Genomic DNA, 11,729 nt, shown 5'->3' with positions numbered 1-11,729 from the left:
GCCGTTCATGCTCCTAACCGGAGTCATGGACGGCGAGACGCTTGTGGTGGCTCTGTTCTCTGATTGACTCCGTCAATGCGCAGCCAGCCACGCAAACTTGCCGCCCTGATGATCAGCGGCCTGCTGGTCACGGCATGCGGATCCCAGCCGCCTGCGCCCGTCTCCGACTCCTCCTGTGGGCATCAGCTCAGTGGTGCGCCTTCCGAGCCGAAGTCCGGCGTACGGCTGACCGGCGTGAGCCAAGCCGCGGACTGCGCCGAGGTTGAGATCACCAACTCCGGCAACGCAGCCGCCGTCTACACCATCACCATCACCTCGGTGGGCAGCTCCAAAGAGGCGCAAAGTGGGAGTCAAACGATGCCGGCCGTCGGCGCCGGCCAGACGAGGAAGTACAGCGTCGTTCTGGGCAAGCTCCGCCCGGCGGCTGGAAACACCATGCAGGTGAAGATCAGCCAAGTGCGCAGCGTCCCCCTGGCGGAAGCGCCCTCCTTCGGAGGCACTTGCCCACCCTCAGGCGCCCGCCTGTACGCCGACCCGGACCCCGACGCCGCCATGGGCCTCCGCGACCTAGGCATCCACCTGGAGAACTGCGGCAAACGCCCCGTCCATCTGACCGGCTACCCGCAACTCGAGCTCCTCGACGAAGACCACAAACCCGTCCCCGAAGTGAAACTCCTCCAAGCCAGCGGCCCTCCGCACCCCCTGACCCTCAAACCAGGCGAGCGCGCCTCCGCCCACCTCGTCTGGCGCAACACCACCGAGTCCGACGCCGCCCTTAACCTCCCCTACGCCAGACTCCGAGCCAACCCCGGCACCGCCCCCGTCATGATCACCCCAGAGTTCGACCTCGGCACCACCGGCAAACTCACCCTCCACCCCTGGAAGAAAGACCAGCCGTAGTCCTACTGCGCTGCTTTGGCGTGGTGAGTTAGCCATTCGCGGAAGGCGGCGGGGGCGGAGAACATGGGCATGTGGTCGGCGTGGGGGAGGACCGACAGGGTGGTGGTGGGGGCTTGGGCGGCTAGGCGGCGGGCCCAGAGTTGGGAGCCTTGGAAGTCGTGTTTGCCGACGAGGACGTGGATCGGGGGCGCGAGTTCGGCGAAGCGGGTTTTGACGGGTGGGTCGAGTTCTTGGCCGTGGGCTTCGGGCATGGTGAGGACGCGGGAGTTGGCGACGGCCAGGCCGGTGAGGAGACGGCGGGCGGGGGCGGGGACTTGGGGGCACCAGCCGTCGCCGTCGTGGGCTGCGGCTGCGGGGATGCCTTCGGTTTCGAGGAGGTCGGCGATCTCGGCGAAGTGCGCGCGCATGACGACGCGGGCCGCTTCCTCCTCCGGCGTCGGGTCGGGGAACTCGCCGAATGAGCCGGCGATGACGCACGCGCTTGTCACCCGGTCGGGGTGCCGGTGCGCGAAGGCGAGGGCGCGGCGGCCGCCGTCTGACGACCCGACCAGTACGGCGCGCTCGATGCCACCAGCGTCCAGTACGGCGAGCAGATCCGCGATCTCGTCGTACGGGCCGAAGGAAGCCGACGACAGGCCGTTGTCCCGGTAGTCCCAGGTGGTGACCCGAGCGAACTTGGTCAGCCAGGCAACGGTCGAATCCCACATCCGGGTATCGGCCAGGCCGCCGTTCAGCAGAACGACGTCCGGGCCGTCACCGTGCTGTTCGTAGTAGAGGTACCCGTCCGGTACGTCGACGAAGTCTCCGCGCATGCCCCGCAGTCTGACCGAGCGCGCGGCCCGCGCACATGGGGAAGATTCCCTAGATGCCGCGCGCCAGCCGCCGTACGGCGAGCTCGGCCAACAGGCCCGCCGCGTCGGGCAGAACCGAGTCGTCGAAGTCCGCCAAAGGCGAGTGGTTGTCGGCCGCCGAGTCGGGGTCGGCGGCGCGGCAGGCGCTGAGGTTGAGGTAGACGCCGGGGACCTCGTTGAGGACGTACGACATGTCCTCGGCGCCGCAGCGCGGATTGGCCCGCTCGCGGAACCGGTCGGCACCGAAGACGTCGATGATCGTGTCCCGGGCGAACGCGTACTCGTCGGGGTTGTTGACCGTGACCGGGTAGCCGATCTGGTACTGCACCTCAGCGACCAACCCATGAGCGGCCGCCATCGCCTCGACCAGCTGCACCGACGTCTGCTGCACCTTGGCCCGGGTCTCCTCGGAGAACGTCCGCACGGTCGCGTCGAAGAACGCGTCGTCCGGGATGATGTTCTCCTTCGTGCCACCCGCGATCCGCCCGACGGTCAGCACGACCGGGTCGAACACGTCGAACTGCCGCGTGATCATCGTCTGCAGCGCGGTCACCATCTCGCAGGCGACCGGAATCGGGTCCTTGCCGCGGAACGGGGTCGACCCGTGTGTGCCGGCGCCGACGACGCGCACGTGCAGCTGGTCGGCCGCGGCCATGAACGAACCCGGCTTGCTGCTCCACATCCCGAGCGGCTGGACCGCGGAGCCGACGTGCAGTCCGTACGCGGCGTCGGCGCGGCGGCCGGCGGCGTCGAGGACGCCTTCGCGGATCATGATCGGCGCGCCGCCGGTGGTCTCCTCACCGGGCTGGAACATGAAGACGATGTCGCCGGCCAGCGTGGGCTGCAGCGCGGACAGAACCTTCGCGGCGCCGACCAGCCCGGCCACATGCAGATCGTGGCCGCAGGCATGCATCATGCCGGGGTGCTGGGACGCATACGGTACGTCGACGCGCTCGGTCACCGGCAGTGCGTCCATGTCCCCGCGCAGCAGCACAACCGGGCCCGGGCCGGCGCCGCCGCGCAGTACGGCGGTGACCGAGGACAGCTCCTTGCCGAGCGTGATCTCGAGCGGCAGCCCGGCCAGCGCGTCCAGCACGAGCTGCTGCGTCTTGGGCAGGTCGAGGTCGAACTCCGGGACCTGGTGCAGCGCGCGGCGAAGGGCAATGATCTCGTCGCCGAAGCTCCGGGCAAGGTCGAGGGTCGCGGTCATGCGGTATCTCCGTGCTCGAGGGGAGGCGGTCAGGACTTCGGGCCGAGGTTGAGAGCGTTCATCACTCGCTGGGCGCTGCTGCCGAGCTCCAGCAGCTCGACCAGATCGAGCCAGCGCTCGGGGTCGAGCACCTGCTGCGGCAGCTGGAAGTTCGCCACCGTGACCGGCGCGTCCTTGGCGACCGCGACCACCTTCGGCGCGACGTCGAGGTAGTCGGCCGCGTCCAGGATCTTCCGCTTCACCCCGGCGGCCATCGGCGTACTCGGGTCGGCGGCGGCCGCGCGGATGCTGTCGAGATCGCCGTACGCCGTGATCAGCGACGCGGCCGTCTTCTCGCCGACCCCCTTGACGCCGGGCAGGCCGTCGGAGGCGTCACCGCGGAGCGTGGCGAAGTCGGCGTACCGGTTCGCGGGGATCTCGTACTTCGCCAGTAGCGCCTTCTCGTCGTACACCTCGGCCCGGCCGACGCCGCGCGCGGCGGTGTAGATGACCCGGATGGCGCGGCTGTCGTCGATCAGCTGGAACAGGTCCCGGTCGCCGGTCACGACGTCGACCGGCATCTGCGCCTGGTGCGACAGCGTCCCGATCACGTCGTCGGCCTCGTGGTCGGCCGCGCCCACGATCGCGATCCCGAGCGCGTCCAGGCAGGCGCGGATGTACGGTACCTGCACCTCGAGGCGGTCCGGCACCTCCTCGACCTGCTCGCCCTTCGGGGTCACGTACTCCACCCGCTGCGCCTTGTACGACGGAATCAGCGCGACCCGCCACGACGGGCGCCAGTTGTCGTCCCAGCAGGCGACCAGATGGGTCGGCCGGTGGTTCTCGACCAGGCGGGCGATGAAGTCCAGGAGCCCGCGGATCGCGTTGGTCGGCGTACCGTCGGCGGCCTTCATCGTGTCCGGCACGCCGAAGAACGCGCGGAAGTACAACGACGCGGTGTCGAGCAGCATCAGCCGCTGTCCTGTCCCAGGATCCATCTCAGCCATGAGGCGATGCTTTCATGCCGGGGTCCCGCGGCAGTAGGGTCTCCAGGATGGAGGACCTGGACCGCAAGATCGTCGGCCTGCTCGCGTCCGACGGCAGGATGAGTTTCACCGACCTGGGCAAGGCCACGGGCCTGTCCACCTCTGCCGTGCACCAGCGGGTGAAGCGCCTCGAACAGCGCGGCATCATCCAGGGCTACGCCGCCCTGATCGACCACACCGCCCTCGATCTCCCGCTCAGCGCCCTGATCGCGATCCGCCCGATCGACCCCGCCCAGCCCGACGACTACCCCGAGCGCCTCCGCGACGTCCGCGAGATCGAGTCCTGCTACTCCGTCGCCGGCGACTCCAGCTACGTCCTCATCGTCCGCGTAGCGTCCCCCGGCGCCCTCGAGAACCTCCTCGCCGTCATCCGCGCCCGGGCCAACGTCTCCACCACCACAACCATCGTCCTCAGCACCCCCTACGAACGCCGCCCCCCAGCGCTGTAATCGCGTAGGGTCTGGGGATGCGGCGAGTGCTTTTGAGTGATTTGTTCAGCACGTTGATTCCGGGTGGGGACGCGGAGCGGGGTGTTCTGAATGAGGCGATGGCTCGGGTGCTCGGGGTGGAGACCGCGCGGTTCGTGCGGGAGTTCGATGCGGCTGCTTATGAGCGGTTCACCGGCGTGTACGGCGATCTGGAGTCGACGGTTCGGTTGATCGCGGAGCGGGCCGGGGGTGAGCCGAGCGACGAGCAGGTGCTGGAGGCAACGAACTTGCGGCGGGCGCTGACGCGGCGGTTGATGCAGGGGTCGCCGGCGGGCACGCTCGGGACGTTGGCGAAGCTTCGGGCGGACGGGTGGCGGATCGGGTTGGTCAGCAACATCACCACCGAGACGCAGCTGCAGTGGAGCGGTAGCCCGCTGGCGCCGTACTTCGACACGACGGCGTTCTCGTCGGAGCTGGGTGTCGCCAAGCCGGAGGCCGCCATCTACATGGCCGCGTGTACGGCGCTTGGCGTGAGCCCGGCCGAATGTGTCTACGTGGGCGACGGCCGCGACAACGAACTCGCGGCTGCCGCGTCCCTCGGCATGCACACCATCCGCACCCTCGAGCACTCCAACAGTCACCCCGCCTGGGCCGGCGACTCGATCAACAGCTTCGCCGAGCTGCCAGCGTTGATCATGGCCTAATACGCCGTCGCCAGACGAGTACCCCCGCCAGCAGTAGCAGCGCGACGAGAGATCCAGCTCCAGCGGCCAGCCCGAGGCGTGCACCCGGCGGGCGGTACGTGCAATCGACCGTGGACGCCTGCGGCCCGACGGCAACCGTCAGCAGACCGGCCTGGCTGATCGTCGTGGTGGATCGGCCGTCGACGGCGCAGCGCCAGCCCTCGATGTTGATCGCCGCGACGGCCACGGTTGCGGCGCGGCCCGGCGTACGGCGGATGGTGATGCTGTGACCACCAACCTCCACGTCCGTCGGCGCGGACTCGTTGAGCTCGCGGACAGCCGCGGTCAGGCGTGCCCGGTCCAGACAACCCAGAGCGGTTCTCGACACGGCGACGGGCATCGAGGCCTTGATCTGGACGCGGACGTTGCCGCTGGCATCGGCTGTACCGACTCGAGTCAGGGGAGCGCCGCTGTAGATGCCGGGCCGTCGGTCACGCAGGGTCGGCTTCCACTTGCCATCGATCAGCAACTCGACGTACTCGGGCGCCTGAAGATAGACCTCCGAGCCAGGCCGGCAGGACGCAACCAGACTCGCCGTCGCACCGGCGGCGATCTTCGTGGGAGGCAACTTCGGCACGGTGTAGACGTCGGCGCCGAGCGCGGTCTCCTGGACGCCGAACGGTCCCGGATCCGTCGACTTCCACGGCGCGGCCGGGCGGACGGTGACCAGCGGCGCGACGACATCGTTCGGCACCAGCCGCGGGCCGGTGTCGGAGTCGTGGATCACCCGGCTGCGGATCGCGAAGACGGCGTCCACGACGGGGTTCACGGGATCGTAGAGAGCGCGCCCGTACAACGTGTAGCCGAATCCCAACGCGATCATGGCTTGCGAGGTCGTCTGCGGAATCGTGCTCGAGTAGAACTGCGGTCCCTGGCCACCGATCAGCATCGGATCGTTGAACGTCAGCAACTGTCCCGGTGTCGTCCGGTGCTTCGGCCAGCCGTCCATCGACTGCACCAGCGACCGCACCTCGGTGTGGTCCGGGCCCCAGTACCTCGAGGTCGAGAGCAGCTTCGCGCGAGCCGCGTCGATCGTCACCGACGAGGCCGTCACCTCGGCCAGTACCGCGACGAGCAGCAGCGCGACCGCACTCCGCCGTACCCACTGCGGTGAACGACCGCGAGTGAGCAACCACGCGAGCATCCCGATTCCGATCAACGCCGGTACGGCGACGCGCGTGGTCGGCGTGACGTAGCGGACGCCCCAGGTCCACGCGTACAGCCCGACGACGAGCGCGATCGGGGCGAGAACGGTCACGAGAGAGCGCAATCCCGCGCTCAGCGACAGCCATCCGACGATCACGAGCATGCCTGCGATCACGAAAGCCTGCCGGTAAGAACTTCCTTGCGGCGTGTCGAAGCCGTGCCAGACCCGGTGCGTGAACGCCACCTGCATGCTGATCACGGTCACTCCGACCGTGAGCGTCCAGACCAGCCGCTGCCGCATGGCGATCGCGCGGTTGAACGGGAGACTCAGCGCGAGCAGCAGCATCAGAGTGCCGACGGCGAGACCCGGGCTGGTACCTACTCCCTCGGTGCCGGGCAGCAAGCGGGACAGGAACTCCCGGGTCCCGGTCCGCTGGAACCCCTGCGGCGTACTCGGGGTCGCCACCTTGAGGAGCAGGAACGTCGGAGCCAGCGCGGGTGCGGCCAAACCGATGCCGAGAGCAACTGCCACGACGCAGCGCAGCCCGCCGGTCAGGCGGCGCCGCCACGACTCGGCGGGGTCGAGCGTCAGAAGCCGGGCTGCTGTGACCAGGCCGGCCGCGATCGTTGCCATGTACACCGAGTAGAAGTTCGACAGCCACAGCAGCGCCACCACGATCGGTGTCACCAGCACCGCGGCCAGAGAGCGTTTTCGCAGGATCCACTCGCAGAGCAGGCAGAGCAGCGGAAACGCGATCAGGCCGCCGCACAGCCAGATCGGCATGTACGCGCCGTCGTCGATGGCCCACGCACAAGCGCCGTACGACGTCCCGGCCGCGGCCGCGATCCAGACCGGACCGGCCGGGCGGAGCATCCGGAGGTAGATCGTCATCGCGGCAGCGCCGAGGCCGATCGCCACCGTCGTGATCACGAACATCGCGAGGTCGATGTGGTCACGGGGGAACACGAAGGCGATCCAGAACAGCGGGGAGCCGACGTAGGCCACGACTTCGCCGAAGAACGGGACGCCGAAGCCGCTCTGCCAGTTGAAGATCAGGTCCCCGGCGGCGTCGCCGGTGACGATGTCGCGCAGGTGCGCGGTCATCGGGATGAACTGCTGACCGAGGTCGTTCGTACTGCGGGTCCGGTCACCGAACGGGTAGGTGCCCCGGATGACCCCGCTGATGACGAACGCGGCCGAAGCCGCCGCACCCGCAACCACCGCCGGCCAGTTGTGCCGCACCTGCATCGTCGAGAACCCCCAGTTTCGGGCATGGCTGGAACGCCGGCCGTACCTCTTGAATGCGATCGGCGGCCGGTCAGGTTGCGTGCCGTGCGGAAGTGAGGGCGGCGGCTCGGTTGAGCCGAGCACCGGGTGCCTGGGCAATCGCTGTCCGTGAGCTTGAGAAGGTGCTTGTCAGGACGAGCGGTCGTCGACTAGCGTTGTTATTAAAGCCGGTTGGATAATTGGTTGGGGTCAATGGAGTCTGCTCCTGGTACTGCCCATGCGGAGCGGTCCGCGAACCAGGTCGCCTGTTTGCGCTGCTTGGCCGAGGCCGGCGTCGCGCAGACGGTCGGCGTGATCGCGGCCGAGACGGGATTGTCGCGTCCGACGGTGCACGCCGTACTGGATGACCTGGTCGCGGCCGGCCTGGTCGAGCCCAGCAACGCCGCATCGGCCGGGCCTGGACGGCCGGCGCGATCGTTCCGGTTCGTCCGGGAAGCCGGCCTGGTCGCCGGGGTCGACATCGGTCCCCGCGGCGCCCGGGCGGTGTTGAGCGATCTGGCGGGGGAGCGGCTCGGGTACGCCGAGCTGCCGCGCGAAGGCCGTGCCGTCGACCTGGTGCGTAAGGCCGTGGAGGCGGCGGCCAAGGAAGGCGGAGCCGATCTCGAACGGCTCCGGGCGGTCGGTGTCGCGCTGCCCGGCGTGGTCGAGGAGAGCGGCCGGCTCCGAGCCAGCCTGGCACTGCCCGAAGTTGTCGGAGCGCCGATCGCGGAGACCGTCGCGGACGAGCTCGGCTGCCTGGTCACCGTGGACAACGACATCAAGCTGGCGGCACTGGCCGAGCAACGCGGTGGCGCCGGCCGCGGGCATTCCGACGTTCTCTATCTGCAGGTCGGCAACCGGGTATCGCTGTCGATCGTCCTCGACGAGGAGATCCGGCAGGGCAGTCACCGCCTGGCTGGCGAGCTCGGCGCGCAGCGCGGCATGCGCTGGACCCGCAACGCCGAGCGCGGCCAGCTGGTCTGGACCTCGCACCCCACCGGCGAGGCCGTCCTGCAGGCAGCCGCCGCCGGCGCTGCGGACGCTCAAGCCGAGATCAAGGATTTCTGCGGGCAGATCGCCGGCCGGATCGCGACCGTACTGCTCGTCGTCGACCCCGATGTCGTCGTCGTGCGCTGCGGCGGCGCCGCCGAGAGCGCGACGCTGCTCGGCCCGCTGCAAGCAGCGGTCGCGAAGGAACTCGTCGTCCCCGAACTACCGCCGTTCGTCGCCGCGGCCCTCGGACGTGAGGCGGCCGTGCTCGGGGCCGCCGGCAACGCGTTCGACCGGTTCGGCTCCGCGATCTACGGCGTCCAGAACTACCCGAGTCCGTGGCACAAGCTCACGCATGACGAAGAGAGGAACTACCAGTGAAACTGGGAGTCAGTTCGTACAGCTTCAGCAAGCTCATGGCCCGCGGCGAGATGGACCTGGTCGGGGTCGTGGACTGGGTGGCGGCCTCACCGGCCGAGCACCTGGAGATCGCCGCCCTCGGCGACGACCTGCTGACCGACGACAAGCTGGTCGAGACCGTGGTGAAGGCCGCGGGCGACCGCGGTGTCCCGATCCTGAACTACCTGATCGGCGCCGACTTCCGCGAAGCCGACAGTGCCGAGATCGACCGCGTCCGCCGGCACGTCGACATCGGGCACCGCCTCGGCGCCCGGCTGTTCCGCCACGACGTCCTCCCGTGGGGCTGGCGGGAGGCGAACCAGGCCGAGTTCGAGGCCGTCTTCCCCAAGCTCGTCGAGGGTGCGCAGACGATCGCGGACCACGCGGCCGAGCTCGGGATCACCACGACGGTCGAGAACCACGGTATGTCGATGAACGGGCACGAGCGGGTCGCCCGGCTGGTGCACGCCGTCGACCGGCCGAACTTCCGGGTCACCCTCGACCTCGGCAACGGCCTGTGCGTCGGCGAGGTGCCGGGCCGCACGGTGTCCGGCCTGCTGGACGTAGCGGCCGCCGCGCACGTCAAGGACTTCCACATCCGCCGCTCGATCCCCAGCGACGGCTGGCTGAAGACGCTGGCCGGGGACTACCTCCTCGGCACGATCCCCGGTCACGGCGACCTCGACCTGCGGGCCCTGCTCGCGCTCGTCGCCACCAAGCCCGACCTGCCCGTCACGCTCGAGTTCGAAGGACTCGAGGCGGCCCCCGGTGCGGTCGAGCTCAGCCTCAAGAACGTTCTCGCACTGGCCGAAGGAGCCTCCTGACATGACCACCAAGATCGCCGTGATCGGCCTGGGCACGATCGCCCAGGAGCACGTGAAGGCCTATCAGAAGAACCCGGGCGCCGAGGTCGTGGCGCTCTGCGACATCGATATCGAGCGGGTCAAGCAGCGCGCCGAACAGTTCGGCGTACCGCGGGCGACCGGCAACTTCGAGGAGATCCTCGCCGACTCCGAGATCGATGCCGTCAGCATCTGCGTCCCGAACAACCTGCACGCCACGATCGCCGAGGCCGCCCTGCGGGCCGGCAAGGACGTGCTGGTCGAGAAGCCGATGAGTGTGTCGGTCGCCGAGGCCGAGTCGCTGGTCCGCGCCACCACCGAGACCGGTCAGGCGCTGCAGATCGGCTACGTCCGCCGGTACGCGCCGAACGCCCTGGTCGCGAAGCGCTTCCTCGACGAGGACGAGTTCGGCCGGATCTACGCCGCCCGGACGACGATCCTCCGTACGGCGGGCAATCCCGGCGGCTGGTTCGGCGACAAGGACGTGGCCGGCGGCGGACCGCTGATCGACCTCGGCGTCCACGTCGTCGACCTGTGCTGGTACCTGATGGGTCAGCCGGCCGCCGTCTCGGTCTCGGGTGCGACCTTCGACCCGATCGGTGCCCGGGACAACATTCAGAACCTGTCCCGGTACCGCGCCGCGTCGGCGACCCGGGTCAACAACGTCGAGGACTACGCCACCGCGCAGATCCGCTTCGAGGGCGGCGCCGTACTGAACGTCGACGTCTCCTATTCGCTGCACACCCGCAACGAGACCGCCGTCCAGTTGTTCGGTGAGAAGGGCGGTGTCGAGATCGAGCCGGCCCTGCACATGGTCACCGAGCGGCACGACACGCTGCTGCACATCGAGCCGCAGATCGACTCGCTCGGCTTCGACTTCACCGTCGGTTTCGCCAACCAGATCGAGAACTTCCTGCGCATCTGCCGCCGCGAGATCCCCGCCGACGCCCCCGCCGAGCACGGCCTCGAGATGGCCCGGATGCTGACCGCCATCTACGAGTCCGCCGCCACCGGTTCCGAGGTGAAGATCACCCACTGACCTTCGACGGTTCCGGCGCGGTCAGATGCGAGCGCACTGCTCGGCTGACCGCGCCGGGATTCTCGTCGAGCACGAAGTGCCCACCCGCCACCGTCACGACCTCCAGTGTCTGGACGCGGTGCCGCGGCCGCTCCATCAGTACGGCGGGGACGTAGCTGTCGTTGTCCCCGGCAACCATCAGCGTCGGAATCTCGTACGGCGCCTTCCAGCGCCGGCGCAGTACCAGCGCGGCGATGTCACGCGTGACGAACGCCGCGTGCATCCGCTGCCCGGCCGCCGCGACCTCGCGCTGTGCCGCGACTGTCGTGTAGGTGGTGACCAGTTCCTCGCTCCACACGGACTTGTCGCGGGCATCGCGGCTCAGGAACCACGAGAGAACCTTGGCGTTCGCTGCCACCACGCGACCCAGGACCGGGATCTCGAACAGCGCCGTGACCCACATCCGCCACAGCCGCGGCACGAGCCGCCGCTGCAGCGGCCACGGATGAATCTCGCTGATCGCGACCAGGCGCCGTACGCGCTGCGGGTAACTCAGCCCGACCTCGAAGGCCAGCCAGGCGCCCCAGTCGTGGCCGACGAGATCGACCGCGCCGAGCCCGAGCTGATCGAGCAGCGCGACGACCTGGCGGGCGCGCTCGGCGGTGGAGTAGCCGTTCGGCGATGGACCGCTCCAGCCGAACCCGGGAAGGTCGACGGAGATCACCCGATGGTCGTCCGCCAGGTCGGCCAGCACCCCGCGCCACGCATACCAGTGCTGCGGGAACCCGTGCAGCAGCACGACCGGGGGAGCGTCCTCCGCACCTGCCTCGGCCAGATGGATGCGAACGCCGGCTGCGGTGAGATAGCGGTGCCGGACGCGCTCGAGGGCAGGGAGCTCAACTGTGGACAT

Annotated in this window: 11 protein-coding genes; 6 read left to right on the top strand and 5 right to left on the bottom strand. The window is 69.2% G+C overall.

Annotation, left to right across the window (positions count from 1 at the left end):
* Positions 1–75: 75 nt before the first annotated feature.
* A complete protein-coding gene (locus ABZS29_RS37460) occupies positions 76–900 on the top strand; it encodes a DUF4232 domain-containing protein (protein WP_355469641.1) in 825 nt (274 codons plus the stop codon).
* A gap of 2 nt (positions 901–902) precedes the next feature.
* On the opposite strand, the gene ABZS29_RS37455 is transcribed toward ABZS29_RS37460, so the two are convergent.
* Genes ABZS29_RS37455 through ABZS29_RS37445 form a run of 3 tightly spaced genes read right to left on the bottom strand, consistent with a single transcriptional unit; the run spans position 903 to position 3,911 of the window.
* The gene (locus ABZS29_RS37455; protein ID WP_355469639.1) at positions 903–1,712 is read right to left on the bottom strand and encodes an alpha/beta hydrolase; all 810 of its coding nucleotides are present in this window, start codon (positions 1,710–1,712) and stop codon (positions 903–905) included.
* Positions 1,713–1,761: 49 nt separating this feature from the next.
* Complete coding sequence (locus ABZS29_RS37450; protein ID WP_355469637.1) at positions 1,762–2,961, bottom strand: M20 family metallopeptidase; 1,200 nt, start codon at positions 2,959–2,961, stop codon at positions 1,762–1,764.
* 29 nt (positions 2,962–2,990) lie between these two features.
* Entirely contained in the window at positions 2,991–3,911 is a 921-nt protein-coding gene (locus ABZS29_RS37445) for a 5'-3' exonuclease H3TH domain-containing protein (RefSeq protein WP_355469739.1), read from the bottom strand.
* A gap of 83 nt (positions 3,912–3,994) precedes the next feature.
* On the opposite strand from ABZS29_RS37445, the gene ABZS29_RS37440 reads away from it, so the two are divergent.
* Both ABZS29_RS37440 and ABZS29_RS37435 read left to right on the top strand, forming a co-directional pair.
* Complete coding sequence (locus tag ABZS29_RS37440) at positions 3,995–4,435, top strand: Lrp/AsnC family transcriptional regulator (RefSeq protein WP_355469635.1); 441 nt, start codon at positions 3,995–3,997, stop codon at positions 4,433–4,435.
* Positions 4,436–4,452: 17 nt separating this feature from the next.
* The gene (locus ABZS29_RS37435) at positions 4,453–5,118 is read left to right on the top strand and encodes an HAD family hydrolase (RefSeq protein ID WP_355469633.1); all 666 of its coding nucleotides are present in this window, start codon (positions 4,453–4,455) and stop codon (positions 5,116–5,118) included.
* On the opposite strand, the gene ABZS29_RS37430 is transcribed toward ABZS29_RS37435, so the two are convergent.
* Positions 5,108–7,552, bottom strand: a complete 2,445-nt coding sequence (locus ABZS29_RS37430) for a YfhO family protein (RefSeq protein WP_355469631.1) — start codon at positions 7,550–7,552, stop codon at positions 5,108–5,110. The genes ABZS29_RS37435 and ABZS29_RS37430 overlap by 11 nt on opposite strands.
* 231 nt (positions 7,553–7,783) lie before the next feature.
* On the opposite strand from ABZS29_RS37430, the gene ABZS29_RS37425 reads away from it, so the two are divergent.
* Genes ABZS29_RS37425 through ABZS29_RS37415 form a run of 3 tightly spaced genes read left to right on the top strand, consistent with a single transcriptional unit; the run spans position 7,784 to position 10,840 of the window.
* Entirely contained in the window at positions 7,784–8,941 is a 1,158-nt protein-coding gene (locus tag ABZS29_RS37425) for an ROK family transcriptional regulator (protein WP_355469629.1), read from the top strand.
* A complete protein-coding gene (locus ABZS29_RS37420; RefSeq protein ID WP_355469627.1) occupies positions 8,938–9,783 on the top strand; it encodes a sugar phosphate isomerase/epimerase in 846 nt (281 codons plus the stop codon). The genes ABZS29_RS37425 and ABZS29_RS37420 overlap by 4 nt, the downstream gene beginning before the upstream one ends.
* 1 nt (position 9,784) lies before the next feature.
* Entirely contained in the window at positions 9,785–10,840 is a 1,056-nt protein-coding gene (locus ABZS29_RS37415; RefSeq protein WP_355469626.1) for a Gfo/Idh/MocA family oxidoreductase, read from the top strand.
* On the opposite strand, the gene ABZS29_RS37410 is transcribed toward ABZS29_RS37415, so the two are convergent.
* Complete coding sequence (locus tag ABZS29_RS37410; RefSeq protein ID WP_355469624.1) at positions 10,830–11,729, bottom strand: alpha/beta hydrolase; 900 nt, start codon at positions 11,727–11,729, stop codon at positions 10,830–10,832. The two genes, ABZS29_RS37415 and ABZS29_RS37410, sit on opposite strands and share 11 nt — an antisense overlap.

The sequence above is a fragment of the Kribbella sp. NPDC005582 genome (assembly GCF_040605415.1).
Taxonomy (GTDB): domain Bacteria; phylum Actinomycetota; class Actinomycetes; order Propionibacteriales; family Kribbellaceae; genus Kribbella.
The sequence above is the reverse complement of the archived record's forward strand: the minus strand, read 5'-3'. Positions and strand labels throughout refer to the sequence as shown.

Bases quoted from the DNA above. Each gene is read 5' to 3' on its own strand.
- ABZS29_RS37440 (WP_355469635.1), top strand. From the start codon at position 3,995: ATGGAGGACCTGGACCGCAAGATCGTCGGCCTGCTCGCGTCCGACGGC.
- ABZS29_RS37460 (WP_355469641.1), top strand. From the start codon at position 76: ATGCGCAGCCAGCCACGCAAACTTGCCGCCCTGATGATCAGCGGCCTG.
- ABZS29_RS37445 (WP_355469739.1), bottom strand. From the start codon at position 3,911: ATGCTGCTCGACACCGCGTCGTTGTACTTCCGCGCGTTCTTCGGCGTG.
- ABZS29_RS37430 (WP_355469631.1), bottom strand. From the start codon at position 7,552: ATGCAGGTGCGGCACAACTGGCCGGCGGTGGTTGCGGGTGCGGCGGCT.
- ABZS29_RS37425 (WP_355469629.1), top strand. From the start codon at position 7,784: ATGGAGTCTGCTCCTGGTACTGCCCATGCGGAGCGGTCCGCGAACCAG.
- ABZS29_RS37455 (WP_355469639.1), bottom strand. From the start codon at position 1,712: ATGCGCGGAGACTTCGTCGACGTACCGGACGGGTACCTCTACTACGAA.
- ABZS29_RS37410 (WP_355469624.1), bottom strand. From the start codon at position 11,729: ATGTCCACAGTTGAGCTCCCTGCCCTCGAGCGCGTCCGGCACCGCTAT.
- ABZS29_RS37450 (WP_355469637.1), bottom strand. From the start codon at position 2,961: ATGACCGCGACCCTCGACCTTGCCCGGAGCTTCGGCGACGAGATCATT.
- ABZS29_RS37435 (WP_355469633.1), top strand. From the start codon at position 4,453: ATGCGGCGAGTGCTTTTGAGTGATTTGTTCAGCACGTTGATTCCGGGT.
- ABZS29_RS37415 (WP_355469626.1), top strand. From the start codon at position 9,785: ATGACCACCAAGATCGCCGTGATCGGCCTGGGCACGATCGCCCAGGAG.